Raw genomic sequence first — 17,470 nt, 5'->3', positions numbered from 1 at the left:
CGTGAAGCAAATAAGTTAGGATAAGTTACGAATATACGATGAAAACTAAGGATTGCCAACGGCTATAGTTGAAAAACTATGCCGTTAGCTAAATCAGACCGGGCGGTTGATTATTGGTTGCCACCAACAATGGCAGCAACAGCAGCTAGTTCTGCCGCTTCTTGATGTTGTTGTTCTTCACGGTCAATAACATCCATTGAAGAATTATCAACTAAACCAAGTTCGATTTCACGTAAAGCAACAACTGTTGGCTTATCGTTCTCAGGATCTACTAGTGGATCTTTACCACCAACAGCAATTTGGCGGGCACGACGGGCCGCAACTAAAATTAAGTCAAAACGATTACCAATTGCATCTACTGCATCTTCAACTGTTACGCGAGCCATCTTAGCACTCCAAAATAATTTAAAAGCAAAGGCGTAGTTTACTGCACGCAGCAAGTTTCGCCAATAGCCAGTGGTTAATTTTTATCTATTTTAAGGCATGATCCGACAATTAATCGTAATTTAGATTACTTGAGCAGCTCATTAATTAAAGTTTGATGACGTGTTGTTTGTGCTTTTAGCGTTAATCGCTGTGCAATTACTATGGTTTCTAAATCGCGTAGAGCAGTATCAAAATCATCATTCACTACAACATAGTCGTATTCGTTGTAATGAGAGGTTTCTGATTGAGCTTGCGCCATTCGACCTGCAATAATTTCAGCAGAGTCTTGGCCGCGATTATTTAAACGTTGTTCTAGCTCTTGTTTTGATGGCGGTAAAATAAAGATAGTTTTTACGTCGTCCATTATTTCTCGAACTTGGCGAGCGCCTTGCCAGTCAATATCTAAAAATACATCAATGCCTGCGGCGAGTTGCTCTTCAATCGCTTGCTTAGAAGTACCATAATAGTTATCAAATACTTGTGCCCATTCAAAAAAATCATCTTTGGCAATCAGCGCTTTAAACTCATCAACTGATACAAAGTGATAATGTTCTGCATTATTTTCACCAGGGCGCGGTGCGCGAGTGGTGTGCGATACCGATACTTTCATATCAGCATGCTTTTTAAGTAGTGCATTTATTAAGCTAGATTTACCTGCCCCAGAAGGTGCCGATAGAATGAATAAGTTTCCGCGAGAGTGTGCCATGATTTTCTCTATCTAAAAATAAACAGGCTTGAGTTATAAATAACTCAAGCCTTTAATGACTACATTGTACTGTATTTCGCTAAGCTTACTCAAGTGAGTGGTAAAGCCAAAAAAGTTACTCGATATTTTGGATCTGCTCACGCATTTGCTCTATCAATACTTTTAGTTCAACTGCAGCATTGGTGATGTCGCTGTTGATTGATTTAGAAGCTAGGGTATTTGCTTCACGGTTAAACTCTTGCATCATAAAATCTAAACGACGACCACAAGCACCACCTTTACTCAAAATTTTACGTGTTTCTTTAACGTGCGATTTTAAACGATCAAGTTCTTCTGCTACATCTTGCTTTTGTGCAAGGTAAATCAGTTCTTGCTCAAGACGTGACTCATCAATATTTGTTGTTAAATCTTCAAGTTTTTGTATTAACTTTTCACGTTGCCATTTAGTAATTTCTGGCATGTGGGCTTCAACAATATCAACTTGCTCTAAAATGGCGGTTAATCGTGTAGTTATCATTTCTTCAAGGTTTGCACCTTCATCACCACGTGCCGATTTAAAGTCTTCAATTACTTGGTCAAGCCCAGTAATGAGCGCTGTATTTACACTATCCATATCAATTTCTTGCGCTTCCATCACGCCAGGCCAACGCAAAATGTCAACAGGATTAATATCACCATTGCTTTGTTGTTGTACCCACTTAGCACTATTAATTAGCTGCTCAGCAAGAGATTGATTAATTGATAATTCACCAACATGTGCAGGGTTTGCTACAAATTTTAAGAAAACTTCGACCTTACCACGCTGTAAGTGCTTACGCAGACGCTCGCGTATAACGGGCTCCATGCCACGAAATTGCTCTGGTGCACGAATAAAGGTTTCAAGATAACGTTGGTTCACTGAGCGAACTTCCCACGTGCCAGTGCCCCATTCGCCTTTTATTTCGCGACGCGCATAAGCTGTCATACTGTGGATCATGGATGTTTTCCTACATTTTTAAATACAATATTACGATTATTATACCGTAACACTGCCCAAGCTCTAAAGAAAATTTAACACTGCTGAGTGTTTTTTAAACACACTTTAATATAAATCAACATGGCATCTGTATTCACATCAACATATAATGTGGCAAATTCAGAATTAAGGGGATCGTCAATGCGTCCAAGCGAAAGAACACCTAATCAAATTAGACCGGTTACGTTTACACGTAACTACACTCTGCATGCTGAAGGTTCAGTATTGGTAGAGTTTGGCAACACTAAGGTACTTTGTACTGCGACAGTTGAGGCTGGCGTACCACGCTTTATGAAAGGCCAAGGTAAAGGTTGGGTAAACGCAGAATATGGCATGTTACCGCGCGCAACACACACACGTAATAGTCGTGAAGCAACGCGAGGTAAGCAGGGCGGTCGTACAATGGAAATTCAGCGTCTGATTGCTCGCTCTTTACGTGCAGCAATCGATCTAAAAGCACTCGGTGAAAACACAATTACTATTGATTGTGATGTAATCCAAGCTGATGGTGGTACACGTACAGCGTCTATCAGCGGTGCATGCGTTGCGCTAGTTGATGCACTAACGTATATGCGTGCAAAAGGGATGATTAACTCAAACCCACTTAAACATATGATCGCTGCTATTTCTGTTGGTATATATAAAGGCCAAGCGATTAGCGATTTAGAATACCTAGAAGATTCTGACGCTGAAACTGACATGAATGTAATTTTAACTGAAACCGGTAAAATTATTGAGGTACAAGGAACCGCTGAGGGTGAACCTTTCTCGTTTGACGAACTTGATGAGCTACTTACACTCGCTAAGCATTCAATTCGTGAAATTATTGATGTACAAAAGCAAGCACTAGCATAAATAGGTAACTGGCAATGAAAGAATATCAAAAAGAGTTTATTGAGTTTGCTTTAGAAAAGCAGGTATTAAAGTTTGGCGAGTTTACTTTAAAGTCTGGCCGTACTAGCCCTTACTTCTTTAATGCGGGTTTGTTTAATACAGGTCGTGACTTAGCGCGCTTAGGTCGCTTTTATGCAGCGGCACTTGAAGATGCAGCAATTGAATATGATGTACTATTTGGTCCTGCTTATAAAGGTATTCCAATTGCAACAACAACCGCAGTTGCGTTAGCTGATCATTATAATAAAGATGTACCTTATTGTTTTAACCGTAAAGAGAAAAAAGCACACGGTGAAGGTGGTAGCTTAGTTGGATCTGAGCTTAAAGGTAAGATCATGTTAGTTGATGATGTGATCACCGCCGGTACAGCTATTCGCGAGTCAATGGAAATTATTGCGGATAATGGCGCAGATTTAAGTGGTGTTTTAATTGCACTTGATCGTCAAGAAAAAGGTAAAGCAGAGCTTTCTGCTATACAAGAAGTAGAACGTGACTTTAATACTCAAGTTACTTCAATCGTTAAATTGGCTGATTTAATTAGTTACCTAGAGCTCCAAGGAACTATGGATGAGCATTTAGCCGCGGTAAAAGCTTACCGGGATCAATACGGTGTAGCATAAATAGTAGCCTCGCAAATGCGGGGCTTTATTTTGCCTAAAATAGAGCAATAGTAACTCCTACTTATATTAAGGCTTTGCTAATACATATACATAAAAGCCACCTTCAGGTAGGCACTATTAATAGCCGTGATTTTATTAATACTGTGGTATAGCTCTTATCGACTTCAATTCTCTGTAGTAACATTAACAGTATGCTAGCTGCAGCGTATTATTTTGCGAGCTTTGTCATATATAGGATCGATTCGGGTAGATTATTGCTAGTGATCATTATGATCATCTTAGTTGCGAGTGTTTTAATAGAGCTTATTCAAGTAGATATAACGGTTAAAAGCTTAAGTTACGTGTTTATTGTTAATAAATTGATAGTTATGTTGTGTTTTTAGCACCTATCGTTCAAATATCCAACGAACAGTCATTTATTTCAAGTTTTCTTCAAAAAAGGGTTGATCTGTTTTCGGATCTCCCTATAATGCGACCCCACTGAGACGGGGAACGCCAACGCATAGCGAGGCACGAGCTACTCAGTGAGTCGAGTAAAACTTAGTTTCGAAAAATTTCAAGTTTAACAAAATTAAGTGTTGACAAAAAAATAGGAAAGCGTAATATGCGCAGCCCTAGCGAGATAAAGTTTAACGCTTTAATCGCAACGTTCTTTAACAATATAAAGCAATCATCTGTGTGGGCACTCGTACAGATTGAGTTCTAACAGCCAAGCTACTTAGGTAGTGAGGCAAACAAATTTAGAGTCTCAATTTAAACTGAGTGACCAACAGCAATAACTACTTCGGTAGGAATTGCAGCACAGTCAATTCAATATCGAAAGATATTAAATAAATTCAGAATTCATTGAGCTGTCGAAAGACAAAAAACTTTTTAATTGAAGAGTTTGATCATGGCTCAGATTGAACGCTGGCGGCAGGCCTAACACATGCAAGTCGAGCGGTAACAGAGAGTAGCTTGCTACTTTGCTGACGAGCGGCGGACGGGTGAGTAATGCTTGGGAACATGCCTTGAGGTGGGGGACAACAGTTGGAAACGACTGCTAATACCGCATAATGTCTACGGACCAAAGGGGGCTTCGGCTCTCGCCTTTAGATTGGCCCAAGTGGGATTAGCTAGTTGGTGAGGTAATGGCTCACCAAGGCGACGATCCCTAGCTGGTTTGAGAGGATGATCAGCCACACTGGGACTGAGACACGGCCCAGACTCCTACGGGAGGCAGCAGTGGGGAATATTGCACAATGGGCGCAAGCCTGATGCAGCCATGCCGCGTGTGTGAAGAAGGCCTTCGGGTTGTAAAGCACTTTCAGTCAGGAGGAAAGGTTAGTAGTTAATACCTGCTAGCTGTGACGTTACTGACAGAAGAAGCACCGGCTAACTCCGTGCCAGCAGCCGCGGTAATACGGAGGGTGCGAGCGTTAATCGGAATTACTGGGCGTAAAGCGTACGCAGGCGGTTTGTTAAGCGAGATGTGAAAGCCCCGGGCTCAACCTGGGAACTGCATTTCGAACTGGCAAACTAGAGTGTGATAGAGGGTGGTAGAATTTCAGGTGTAGCGGTGAAATGCGTAGAGATCTGAAGGAATACCGATGGCGAAGGCAGCCACCTGGGTCAACACTGACGCTCATGTACGAAAGCGTGGGGAGCAAACAGGATTAGATACCCTGGTAGTCCACGCCGTAAACGATGTCTACTAGAAGCTCGGAGCCTCGGTTCTGTTTTTCAAAGCTAACGCATTAAGTAGACCGCCTGGGGAGTACGGCCGCAAGGTTAAAACTCAAATGAATTGACGGGGGCCCGCACAAGCGGTGGAGCATGTGGTTTAATTCGATGCAACGCGAAGAACCTTACCTACACTTGACATACAGAGAACTTACCAGAGATGGTTTGGTGCCTTCGGGAACTCTGATACAGGTGCTGCATGGCTGTCGTCAGCTCGTGTTGTGAGATGTTGGGTTAAGTCCCGCAACGAGCGCAACCCCTATCCTTAGTTGCTAGCAGGTAATGCTGAGAACTCTAAGGAGACTGCCGGTGATAAACCGGAGGAAGGTGGGGACGACGTCAAGTCATCATGGCCCTTACGTGTAGGGCTACACACGTGCTACAATGGCGCATACAGAGTGCTGCGAACTCGCGAGAGTAAGCGAATCACTTAAAGTGCGTCGTAGTCCGGATTGGAGTCTGCAACTCGACTCCATGAAGTCGGAATCGCTAGTAATCGCGTATCAGAATGACGCGGTGAATACGTTCCCGGGCCTTGTACACACCGCCCGTCACACCATGGGAGTGGGTTGCTCCAGAAGTAGATAGTCTAACCCTCGGGAGGACGTTTACCACGGAGTGATTCATGACTGGGGTGAAGTCGTAACAAGGTAGCCCTAGGGGAACCTGGGGCTGGATCACCTCCTTATACGATTTAGAACTTATTTGTTCGTAGTGTCCACACAGATGATTGTTAGTTAGTTTTACCCTTTGGGTTAACTAATTAATATGCTCTTTAAAAATTTGGAAAAGCTGATAATAAAATTCGTATGAATAACATTGTTATTTGTACAGAGTTTTCAAAAGTAAAAAAGAATGATAGCAGTATCATTCAGTGCCATTTAATGAACGTTTTACGTTTGTTGATTGGTATCTACTTTAGTATTCAATATTAACTTCTGGCGAAGTTAAACTGTCACGAAACAAAGACCCGTTTGGGTTGTATGGTTAAGTGACTAAGCGTACACGGTGGATGCCTTGGCAGTTGGAGGCGATGAAGGACGTATTAACTTGCGATAAGCCTAGTCAAGCTAGTAAAAAGCACTTGAGACTAGGATTTCCGAATGGGGAAACCCACCTGCTTGCAGGTATCGTTAACTGAATACATAGGTTAACGAGGCGAACGCGGAGAACTGAAACATCTAAGTACCCGTAGGAAAAGAAATCAACCGAGATTCCGATAGTAGCGGCGAGCGAAATCGGAACAGCCCTTAAGCTTATTATGTGTTAATGGAAGGCTCTGGAAAGTGCCACGATACAGGGTGATAGTCCCGTACATGAAAACGCATTTTAAGTGAAATCGAGTAGGTCGGAGCACGTGAAACTTTGACTGAATATAGGTGGACCATCATCTAAGGCTAAATACTCCCAACTGACCGATAGTGAACCAGTACCGTGAGGGAAAGGCGAAAAGAACCCCTGTGAGGGGAGTGAAATAGAACCTGAAACCGTGTACGTACAAGCAGTAGGAGCCCCTCGAGGGTGACTGCGTACCTTTTGTATAATGGGTCAGCGACTTATATTTTGTAGCGAGGTTAACCGATTAGGGTAGCCGTAGGGAAACCGAGTCTTAACTGGGCGAATAGTTGCAAGGTATAGACCCGAAACCCGGTGATCTAGCCATGGGCAGGTTGAAGGTTGAGTAACATCAACTGGAGGACCGAACCCACTAACGTTGAAAAGTTAGGGGATGACCTGTGGTTAGGAGTGAAAGGCTAATCAAACCGGGAGATAGCTGGTTCTCCCCGAAATCTATTTAGGTAGAGCCTCGGACGAATACTTACGGGGGTAGAGCACTGTTAAGGCTAGGGGGTCATCCCGACTTACCAACCCTTTGCAAACTCCGAATACCGTAAAGTAATATCCGGGAGACACACGGCGGGTGCTAACGTCCGTCGTGAAGAGGGAAACAACCCAGACCGCCAGCTAAGGTCCCAAAGTCATAGTTAAGTGGGAAACGATGTGGAAAGGCCCAGACAGCCAGGAGGTTGGCTTAGAAGCAGCCATCCTTTAAAGAAAGCGTAATAGCTCACTGGTCGAGTCGGTCTGCGCGGAAGATGTAACGGGGCTAAACTATGCACCGAAGCTGCGGATTCAGAATTTATTCTGAGTGGTAGGGGAGCGTTCTGTAAGCGGTTGAAGGTGTACCGGGAGGTATGCTGGACGTATCAGAAGTGCGAATGCTGACATGAGTAACGATAATGCGGGTGAAAAACCCGCACGCCGGAAGACCAAGGGTTCCTATCCCATGTTAATCAGGGTAGGGTAAGTCGACCCCTAAGGCGAGGCCGAAAGGCGTAGTCGATGGGAAACGGATTAATATTTCCGTACTTGGTATAATTGCGATGGGGGGACGGAGCAGGCTAAGCAAGCATGGCGATGGTAGTCCATGTGAAAGTGTGTAGGCTAGCGACTTAGGTAAATCCGGGTTGCTGTTAGGCTGAGACACGAGACGAGTCACCACGGTGATGAAGTTGCTGATGCCATACTTCCAGGAAAAGCCTCTAAGCTTCAGATTATACCGAATCGTACCCCAAACCGACACAGGTGGTCAGGTAGAGAATACTAAGGCGCTTGAGAGAACTCGGGTGAAGGAACTAGGCAAAATCGTACCGTAACTTCGGGAGAAGGTACGCTCCGATTGGTGATGAGACTTGCTCTCTAAGCTGATTGGAGCCGCAGTGACCAGGTGGCTGGGACTGTTTATTAAAAACACAGCACTGTGCAAAATCGCAAGATGACGTATACGGTGTGACACCTGCCCGGTGCCGGAAGGTTAATTGATGGGGTTATCTTCGGAGAAGCTCTTGATCGAAGCCCCGGTAAACGGCGGCCGTAACTATAACGGTCCTAAGGTAGCGAAATTCCTTGTCGGGTAAGTTCCGACCTGCACGAATGGTGTAACCATGGCCACGCTGTCTCCACCCGAGACTCAGTGAAATTGAAATCGCAGTGAAGATGCTGTGTACCCGCGGCTAGACGGAAAGACCCCGTGAACCTTTACTACAGCTTGGCACTGAACATTGAACCTACATGTGTAGGATAGGTGGGAGACTTTGAAGCAGAGACGCTAGTTTTTGTGGAGTCGTCCTTGAAATACCACCCTTGTAGTTTTGATGTTCTAACGTTGGCCCCTGAATCGGGGTTACGGACAGTGCCTGGTGGGTAGTTTGACTGGGGCGGTCTCCTCCCAAAGAGTAACGGAGGAGCACGAAGGTTGGCTAAGTACGGTCGGACATCGTACGGTTAGTGTAATGGTAGAAGCCAGCTTAACTGCGAGACAGACACGTCGAGCAGGTACGAAAGTAGGTCATAGTGATCCGGTGGTTCTGAATGGAAGGGCCATCGCTCAACGGATAAAAGGTACTCCGGGGATAACAGGCTGATACCGCCCAAGAGTTCATATCGACGGCGGTGTTTGGCACCTCGATGTCGGCTCATCACATCCTGGGGCTGAAGTCGGTCCCAAGGGTATGGCTGTTCGCCATTTAAAGTGGTACGCGAGCTGGGTTTAGAACGTCGTGAGACAGTTCGGTCCCTATCTGCCGTGGGCGTTTGAGAATTGAGAGGGGTTGCTCCTAGTACGAGAGGACCGGAGTGAACGAACCGCTGGTGTTCGGGTTGTCATGCCAATGGCATTGCCCGGTAGCTACGTTCGGAACTGATAAGCGCTGAAAGCATCTAAGCGCGAAGCAGGCCTCGAGATGAGTTCTCACTAGACTTTTAAAGTCTCTGAAGGGCCGTTGAAGACTACAACGTTGATAGGCAAGATGTGGAAGTGGTGTGAGCCATTAAGCTAACTTGTACTAATTACCCGTGAGGCTTAACCATACAACGCCAAACGCGTTTTATGTGATAGTGAAACAAGCGAAGAAGTTAATAGACTAAAGTAGATTACTGAAAACTTTTATTATCAGAATTCCAAATTTTAGTTAGTGCGTAGTAATACGGACTGACAACCAAATTTGCTTGGTGACAATAGCGTTTTGGACCCACCTGACCCCATGCCGAACTCAGTAGTGAAACGAAACAGCGCCGATGATAGTGTAGCATTTGTTATGTGAAAGTAGGTCATTACCAGGCTCCAAATTTAGTCGAAAGACTTTAAATTTAAAAATTAATAATAAGAAAATTGAAAAGAATTTTCTTGGTGACAATAGCGTTTTGGACCCACCTGAACCCATGCCGAACTCAGTAGTGAAACGAAACAGCGCCGATGATAGTGTAGCATTTGTTATGTGAAAGTAGGTCATTCTACTGCGTTGTCGCTACGAAGTAGCGCACCGACTCCAAATAGAAGAAAGCCCGATTCGAAAGAGTCGGGCTTTTTTACGTCTTCAGGAAAGTGAAAAATAAAGGCAAAAGGTTAAAGGCATTAGGTCAAAAGCAAAAGAATAACAGCGTAAAGTCACCTCCATGCCTTTATTATGACTCTCCAGGCTGTTCTGCCACAACATTCTAGGGCATTGTCGCTACGAATATTACTTGAAAAAAAGCCAATGAGCCCAAAGTCTACTTAATCAACACTTATTTTAATAGAGCCCCTCATGTCGTTATTATCTTCATCTTCCAATGTTAAGCAATTCGTATATTTAGCGCAGCAAATAAGAGAGCATGAGGGTAGTGCTGCAAAAGCCAGTGGCTGTGATTTATATAACCTAATGGAACGAGCTGGGCATACCGTTTTTTTAAACTGGAAATCATTTAATGCACAGCAAACGTTAGTCCTAGTAGGGAGTGGCAATAACGCTGGAGATGGCTATATTGCGGCTAGCCTTATTAAGCAAGCAGATAGACATGTAGTGGTATGTGCCGTTGATGAAAACAAAGAATTAACTGGCGATGCTGCAAAAGCACAAAAGCAATGGATTGATGCCGGTGGTGAAATTTGTAACTTTAGCGCAGATGCACTTGATGATTGTGATGTAATAATTGATGCATTACTCGGGACTGGTCTTAAAAATACGGTACGCGATAATGTTGCTACTATTATTAAAGCGGTGAATGAAAGCACTAAACCAATACTGAGCATTGATGTGCCATCAGGTATAAATGCTGATACTGGCCAACCTTTAGGCAATGCAATTAAAGCGACTAAAACAATTACTTTTGTAGGAGTAAAGCAAGGTCTAACAACAGCTGCGGGTAAAGAGTATGTTGGTGAACTTATCTTTGATGACTTGGCTGTTGGCGAGCCATTTTTAGAATTAGCGAGCCCATCAGGTGAGCTTATTAATATCAACAGTTTTAAGGGCTTAGGCCCTCGAGCTCTTAATAGTCATAAAGGTAGTTATGGAAAATTATTGTGTATTGGTGGGAATCAAGGAACGGCAGGTGCTATCAGGTTAACAAGCGAGGCAGCGCTTAGATCTGGTACTGGAATGGTCAGAGTGTATACCCATGAAAGCTCAATTATGCCAGTCAGTTTTGGCCGACCAGAGCTAATGGTAAGCAGTAACAACTTACAACACGCATTGGAGTGGGCGAGCTGTGCAGTTATTGGCCCAGGCCTTGGACAAGACGAATGGGCACAAAATACCTTTAATCAAGTCATTGAGTATTGTACCAGTAATAATATGCCCTTAGTTATAGATGCCGATGCACTTAATTTACTGGCTAAACAAGCTTTACCGATAATTCCCACGCGATGTTTACTTACACCTCACCCAGGCGAAGCCTCTCGATTATTAAAGGTGACGACTGGGGAGATAGAGTCTGATCGGTTCAGCTATGTTCAACAATGTGCTAAACATTACTCAGCAGTTTGTGTTTTAAAAGGCGCTGGTACTTTAATAGCCGATGGTAAGCATGCTTGGATTTGTGAAGAGGGAGGCCCTGCACTTGCCGTTGGCGGTAGCGGTGATGTTCTTACTGGCATTATAGGGGCATTACTTGCTCAAGGATTAGACCAAGCAGATGCGGCTTGCTATGGTGTTACACTGCATGCCAAAGCGGGTGATATTGCCAAACAAAAAAATGGAGAGCGAGGCATGCTGCCCAGCGATCTGTTTTGTATAGTAAGGCGGTTAATTAATAATATAAAATAATAAGTTAGCCAAAGGATTTAGCTATTTATACATAATAGATAAAAGCATTTATATTAATTTGTTCTTTTTTTGATAAATCCATTAACCTTCTTATACTTAGTTAGCGCTGTTTGAGTGTAACTGAGGTTAAAGATGTTAATACAGAAAAAAATGTATGCAGGAAGCTTATTACTTATCGTTTTTTCTTTGCTTGTTTTAACCGTAATAATGCAATGGATAATAACGCCAATTATAAAAAATGAAGCTATTTCTGCCGCTAAGTTACAGGCTAAAGTAATAGGTGAATCATTTGCTAAGGATTTAGGAAAAAGTGCAGCATTAACTAAAAGCTTATCTGTTGTTGCTCAAACACTTCCCCTTGATAAAGATCAATTTATTAAAAATTTAGCACCGTTAATCGCTAGTGGTTCAGGCATTGCCGGTGGTGGAATATGGCCAGAGCCAAATATGTTAGATGCATCAGCACAAAGGGCATCTTTGTTTTGGGCTAAGAGCGATAATGGTCAATACACTCTATTAGATGACTACAACCAAGCTGATAGCAGTCCATATCAACAAGAAAGCTGGTATACAAGTGCTGCTAATGCTCAATCAGGCGTATGTGTTTGGTCTGAGGCATATGTTGATGCAGTTTCTAATGTACCCATGGTAACTTGTTCCGTTAAAATTGAGCGTAATAATCGGTTTTGGGGGGTCGCTACTTTAGATATAGAGCTTTCTCATATAGAGAAGTCACTACTTGCTGAAAACCAAGCAACCGGTACCTACAGCTTTATTATTGATAGTGCGCAGCAGTTTGTTTCCATTCCGGCATTTAGAGATACGAATTTAGCTATGCTAAATTTTTCACAAGCTGTAAGTAAAGATAGCTCTTTACAGCCTTTAGTTAATGCCTTGAAAAATGATGATAGATCCGTAGCTGAGTTTAGTTCAGGTGTTATAAAGGGGGACAGCTCAATTCTAGTAACATTTTCACTGCCGGAGCAAAAGTGGCGCTCTGGCGTGATAATTCCAACAGCGATTGCAAAAAAAGCAGCTAATACGCTGACATATTATTTGTATGGCTCATTCATTTTACTCATTGTTATATTTATATCGACATTATTAGTCTTTGGTAAGCGATTAGTTGAGCAAATAGAGCAGACTTCGGCGCAAGTTAGATCATTAATACAAGGGCAAACAGATTCTAAATTACCGATATCAGGGGATGATGAAATGAGTCATCTTTGCGAAGCAATTAATGATTACGGTGATCATCTTATTAAAATTCTTGAGCTAATTAAAGAAGAGGCGACCTCAGTAAAAAACAATGCTGAATCTATAGATAATTTGAGTAACAATAGCCAGCAACGCGCGAATGAACTAATGCAAGAAAATGAACTGTTAGCCGCAGCTATTAATGAAATGTCGATAGCAGCTTCATCGGCCTCTGAAGATATTGGTGGCGTTGCAGATATCACCGCTAAGTCATCAGATCTTGTAAACTCTGGATTTAATGTTATTGAGCAAAACGCAGAATCTATCCAGTTGTTGTTTAATAAACTAACTGAGTCGTCAAATGCAATATCACAAATCTCTGACGACTCACAGCAGGTTGGTTCGGTTTTAGATGTGATTATGAATATCTCTGAGCAAACTAATTTACTTGCGCTTAATGCTGCTATTGAAGCTGCTCGTGCTGGTGATTCTGGTAGGGGTTTTGCGGTCGTTGCTGATGAAGTTAGAACACTTGCACAAAGAACGCAACAATCAGCTGCTGAAATTGAAACCATGATAAGTCAATTACAACAAGCGGCTGCAAAAGGAGTCAGTGTTATTCAAGAATGCCGGGAGTTCTCAGAAGTGGTAAATGATCGTTCAAATACAACACGCACACAATATGAAAATATAGTTGATGCATTTAACGACATTAAAGGGCGTTCAGCGAGTATTGCCGTAGCCACTGAAGAGCAAGCTCAAGTAACCGTCAATGTTAAAAAACTAGCTGAACGGATCAGAGAAATATCAGGGCAAAATGCCGCCGATGCAGAAGACTTTAGAGACGTGAGTAAAGCCTCTAATAGCCAAGCACAAAGGCTATACGATATTAGCCAGCAGTAACTCAATAAAAAGATCCAAGCCTGCTTATATATTTTATATAAATTGGTTTATTAATTTAAAATTGGAGGGTTTAAAAGTTTATTGATGAAGATCGCCAGCTCTTTCTGTTTGATAGGTTATCACTTTAATAGTTACAGTTATTAACCCACCGTTTGGTTTTGGCCATTTAATTTTATCTCTCTTGCTAAAAACCCAGCCGAAGCTGGGTTTTTATTTGAGCTAAGTGTTTAGGGGATGATTACATCATGCCGCCCACTCACACCCTAAACGACTGATAATTAGTCAAAAAATAAAACCTACTAAATGGGATACCCCACATTATACCCCGACAGTTCAAGTAACTTAATTAAGCTATTGAAAAATAATAAAATATTTTTTGTTAAAAACAAACGTCGTGGTTCACTACTATGCCAACACAAATTCTAAAATTGTTACGACTCGTTGTCTGCATAGCCATGCATAACGGACATAGAGCCTTAAACCAATAAAATTACAAAACCTATGAAAAGAGAAAATTCAGGCCCATACGACAATTTATATTCACCTTACTATCAGTGCAATACCTGCGATCCCTTGTAAGTTTTGTTGTCAATAATACTGGTATTAGAAATGATCCACCATCTGTCACCATCAAATAATAACTGAAAGTGATTTAGCCCGCTCATTAAGGGTTTTTCATCGGTGGTTTTTAACTTCACCTCAAAGCTACTGTATACATTAGCCATGTTGCCGTATTGAACAACCTTCTTTGCTGTTTCAAATTCATGAAACCCTGTTTTGCCGTAAGCCGATTCGGTCTGCGCGATAATAGCTTCAATATCAGCTGCAATAATCCCTGAAAATTGTGATGATTGCATTGAAATTAACATCTCAGCATTGTCAAAAAATAAGTCTCTAAAGCGGTTCCAATTTCGTTTTTTATTTGGGCCAGCAGATATTGTGTTATACATGGCATCTATAATAGCTTCAGGACTTTTCCAGTCATTCGCATAAACGTTTCTATCAACTTCATTGGCATTGATAAAAGTGCTGGTCAATAGAGTGCATAACAAAACGACCACTAGATTGTGGGTTTTCTTTAAATTAATCATTCGCTTGCTCCTTGCTTGTTAATACATATTCAGGTTGGCTTAATTTTGCATCAATCAAGTTGCCTGCGAGAAACACTTGAGTAATTGTTTTTGTATTAGCGATTTTTTCCAACGGATTATTTTTAAGGAATACAACATTAGCGACTTTGCCTTGCTCGATAGAGCCGTGTTGATCAGAGATATTCAGTTGTTTGGCAGCATTGATAGTTGCCATTTTTAAGATGTCACTATTTGGAATGCCAGCATCTGCAAATATTTGCATTTCCTGATGCACACTAAAGCCAGGGATCACCCAAGGGTTACCTAAGTCTGTACCAATGGTAAGCGGTACTCCTTCTTTGTGTAAACGATTTACAAAACTCAGTACTTTTGGCCACACTTTTTTAGCGCGGCTGAAATCTTGCTCTTTCCAACCTATGTTAAATGTGAAAAATGATTGCCAATTATTGAGTAACTCTGGGTGAACGTATTCAAGGTTTGGGTGTGCGATAACTTGTTGGCTATCACCGTAAAAACTATTTTTAAACGCGATTAATGTCGGATCAATATGAACCTTGTTCTCACGTAAAGCTTGATAAAGTTCAAGCATAGGTTTTGAGTTTAAATCAGCATGTTCATACCACTCAAAATGAGCGAAAGGACCAGGGCGGCTGTTTTTCTGATATTCCTCTTTTGCTTCATTACTGAGTAATTTAGATGAAACTGGCATAGCATGAACTATCCCGTCTATTTGCCAGTTTGCAGCGTCTGTCCAGCTCACTTCTTCTAGGTGACCAATAACTTGCATGTCGAGTGCATGGCCAATGTTTATAGCATCCTGAATTTGTTGGTCAGTTAAGCCAGCGTAAAGCTTAATAATATCTATACCCGCAGCCTTTTGTTGCTCAATTGCCGTTTGCAGTGACATATTTTTATTGATATCAACGGTTAAACCTTCAAAGGCTCCTTGATTAATAATTTCACCAGCAATTATCGCCTCTGGCCCAATAAGGTTTCCAGTCGCTAAGTTGCTTTTGTATCGAAGGTTATGTTCACTGCTACCACCTGGGTTTCTAATGAAGGTAACCCCCCAACGCAGTAATTCCCTCGCATTCCATTCAGATATTGCATCACTACTATTGGCATAAATGCCTAGCTTTCCACGTGTTTTTTTAAAGGTTACTTCGCCTAGTGAGATATGAGCGTGAGTATCAATAAGACCAGGAAGAACGTACTGCCCCTGAGCATCAATAGTGTCAAGTTGTGAGTAACGCTTTGGCAATTCTTGGCCAACATACTCAATAGTGCCACCGTTGAGCACTAAAAAATTGTTTTCGAGAATTACGCCTTTGTTCACATCAACAATATTGGCATTTCTAAAAGATTTTATCGGGGGGTCTGTGTTTGATTGGCAAATGCTTGGTATGAAGAACATAGGCATATTGCTGCTGTAATCATTTTAAAAGTGTTCATAAAAACTCCACAAATTAACTTCAATTTAAGTTCAAACTAACAGTGGAGTATTTAAAAAAACCTTACAATTTATTGATTTTATTTTAATTTAGATAAAAAATTGTTGTGCTTTTTGATTTGATTAATATTAAAGAACCATACGATTATTAACCAAATGATGCCGAATAAATAACGTGAGGTGAGTTCACTTAACTGACTTCCAATATAGAAATGCTCATAGGTAAAAGAAGTTATGACCGCTCCAGAAAAAACGGCGATAAGGTATTTAGTATACTTTGCTCGTCGTAGCGCTTCGAGACTCATACGCTCTTCAAATTCAATGCATTCACTTGTTGAGTTTTTTATCATTTGGTAGCCTTTAAATCGGCTTTTTGACATGAGTATGAAGGTGAGTACACCGACGAATAGCGCAAAAATAAGCCCTGCTTTTAAATGAATAGCCCAAGACTCGCTAAATGCCATTATTAAAAACCAAGCAACCGCAAAAATAATACCTAATTCAACTGTCGTTACGGCGAATAAACTCAGTCGCTTTTTAATGAGCCGTTTTTTTATTTGCTCTTTTGTGAATTTGCTTGGGGTATTTTGAGCTTGCCAAGCTGCCGATAAAGACTCTATATCGAAATCATCGCTCATAATTTCTCTTCCCGTATATAAATTGATAACTAATCATTAGACATTAATTGCGCTAAAGATTTTTTTGTTCTGGTGATTTTGACCGCTATATTGTTTTCACTCATTCCGACGATCTCCGCGATGTCTTGCTGTTTTACACCATCAAGATATAGCGTAATTATTTGTCGCTGGATTAAAGGTAACTGCCAAATGGCGCTCATCAAACGGTCTAACTGCTGATCATTAGCGATCCCTTTTTCTAAAGATGAAGCAACTGGAATGTCATAATCTTCACTCGTTGTTTTTACCTGCTTTACCTGCTTTTTTATATGACCCACGCCAACATTATGCGAAATTTTATACATGAATGTTTCTACTGAACTGTCACCACGGAAACTATTCAACGACTGCCATATTGCCATTGCCATTTCTTGTACAAGCTCCTGCTGTAATTGGGGAATAGCTTCATAAGTTGAAGCTATTCTGGAAAGGCGCGGCCAAAACGTTTCAAGCAATTTATCTTTATTCATATTTAATTATCAAGTGGTTCACACTAGTTGTTAATTCCTAATCGCTATTATTATTGAATGAAGGATTAGAAGTAAGTACAAGAGGTTAAGGATTATTAGCCTTAGGTTATGGTCTCTTGTGCGACATAGAAAATAGCAGCAACTGCAATTATTATCTCCAAAGCAACATAAACTAACCCTACTTTTAAGATACGTTGAGACAACTTACTTTGT

Annotated in this window: 11 protein-coding genes and 4 rRNA genes; 8 read left to right on the top strand and 7 right to left on the bottom strand. The window is 41.6% G+C overall.

What is annotated here, in order from left to right; all coding sequences use genetic code 11:
• Positions 1-110 precede the first annotated feature (110 nt).
• The 3 genes from rpoZ to AB8618_RS14335 form a co-directional block, all read right to left on the bottom strand.
• Positions 111-386: a DNA-directed RNA polymerase subunit omega gene (rpoZ, locus tag AB8618_RS14345; RefSeq protein ID WP_008108220.1), complete on the bottom strand. Its 276-nt coding sequence runs from the start codon at positions 384-386 to the stop codon at positions 111-113.
• A gap of 125 nt (positions 387-511) precedes the next feature.
• The gene (gene gmk, locus AB8618_RS14340; protein ID WP_054202954.1) at positions 512-1,132 is read right to left on the bottom strand and encodes a guanylate kinase; all 621 of its coding nucleotides are present in this window, start codon (positions 1,130-1,132) and stop codon (positions 512-514) included.
• Positions 1,133-1,247: 115 nt separating this feature from the next.
• Positions 1,248-2,108 carry a YicC/YloC family endoribonuclease gene (locus AB8618_RS14335; RefSeq protein ID WP_008464069.1) on the bottom strand — a complete coding sequence of 287 codons (861 nt, stop codon included), beginning with the start codon at positions 2,106-2,108 and terminating at the stop codon, positions 1,248-1,250.
• Positions 2,109-2,288: 180 nt separating this feature from the next.
• On the opposite strand from AB8618_RS14335, the gene rph reads away from it, so the two are divergent.
• From rph to AB8618_RS14295, 8 genes are all read left to right on the top strand, one after another.
• Entirely contained in the window at positions 2,289-3,002 is a 714-nt protein-coding gene (gene rph, locus AB8618_RS14330; protein ID WP_008111261.1) for a ribonuclease PH, read from the top strand.
• 14 nt (positions 3,003-3,016) lie between these two features.
• Positions 3,017-3,661 carry an orotate phosphoribosyltransferase gene (pyrE, locus tag AB8618_RS14325; protein WP_054202965.1) on the top strand — a complete coding sequence of 215 codons (645 nt, stop codon included), beginning with the start codon at positions 3,017-3,019 and terminating at the stop codon, positions 3,659-3,661.
• Positions 3,662-4,535: 874 nt separating this feature from the next.
• Positions 4,536-6,071, top strand: a 16S ribosomal RNA gene (locus AB8618_RS14320).
• Between the two features lie 297 nt (positions 6,072-6,368).
• Positions 6,369-9,253: ribosomal RNA gene (locus AB8618_RS14315) — 23S ribosomal RNA — on the top strand.
• Positions 9,254-9,390: 137 nt separating this feature from the next.
• Positions 9,391-9,505: ribosomal RNA gene (gene rrf / locus AB8618_RS14310) — 5S ribosomal RNA — on the top strand.
• A gap of 63 nt (positions 9,506-9,568) precedes the next feature.
• Positions 9,569-9,683 (top strand): 5S ribosomal RNA (gene rrf / locus AB8618_RS14305).
• The 16S, 23S and 5S rRNA genes sit together here, the layout of an rRNA operon.
• Positions 9,684-9,969: 286 nt before the next feature.
• The gene (locus AB8618_RS14300; RefSeq protein WP_413400887.1) at positions 9,970-11,469 is read left to right on the top strand and encodes an NAD(P)H-hydrate dehydratase; all 1,500 of its coding nucleotides are present in this window, start codon (positions 9,970-9,972) and stop codon (positions 11,467-11,469) included.
• A gap of 132 nt (positions 11,470-11,601) precedes the next feature.
• Positions 11,602-13,569: a methyl-accepting chemotaxis protein gene (locus AB8618_RS14295; RefSeq protein ID WP_409424051.1), complete on the top strand. Its 1,968-nt coding sequence runs from the start codon at positions 11,602-11,604 to the stop codon at positions 13,567-13,569.
• Positions 13,570-14,120: 551 nt separating this feature from the next.
• Here the strand turns inward: AB8618_RS14295 and AB8618_RS14290 are convergent.
• The 4 genes from AB8618_RS14290 to AB8618_RS14275 all read right to left on the bottom strand — a co-directional run bounded on the left by AB8618_RS14290 (position 14,121) and on the right by AB8618_RS14275 (position 17,257).
• Complete coding sequence (locus tag AB8618_RS14290; RefSeq protein WP_409424050.1) at positions 14,121-14,660, bottom strand: hypothetical protein; 540 nt, start codon at positions 14,658-14,660, stop codon at positions 14,121-14,123.
• Positions 14,653-16,074 carry an amidohydrolase family protein gene (locus tag AB8618_RS14285; protein ID WP_409424049.1) on the bottom strand — a complete coding sequence of 474 codons (1,422 nt, stop codon included), beginning with the start codon at positions 16,072-16,074 and terminating at the stop codon, positions 14,653-14,655. The genes AB8618_RS14290 and AB8618_RS14285 overlap by 8 nt, the downstream gene beginning before the upstream one ends.
• 116 nt (positions 16,075-16,190) lie before the next feature.
• A complete protein-coding gene (locus tag AB8618_RS14280; protein ID WP_409424048.1) occupies positions 16,191-16,748 on the bottom strand; it encodes a hypothetical protein in 558 nt (185 codons plus the stop codon).
• A 29-nt stretch (positions 16,749-16,777) separates the two neighbouring features.
• Positions 16,778-17,257 (bottom strand): RNA polymerase sigma factor, encoded by a 480-nt coding sequence (locus AB8618_RS14275; protein ID WP_409424047.1) that lies wholly within the window; start codon positions 17,255-17,257, stop codon positions 16,778-16,780.
• Between the last annotated feature and the right edge of the window lie 213 nt (positions 17,258-17,470).

The sequence above is a fragment of the Pseudoalteromonas sp. RW-H-Ap-1 genome (genome assembly GCF_048318575.1).
In the GTDB taxonomy this organism is placed as follows: Bacteria; Pseudomonadota; Gammaproteobacteria; order Enterobacterales; family Alteromonadaceae; genus Pseudoalteromonas.
This window is presented reverse-complemented; position numbering and strand designations above follow the sequence as displayed.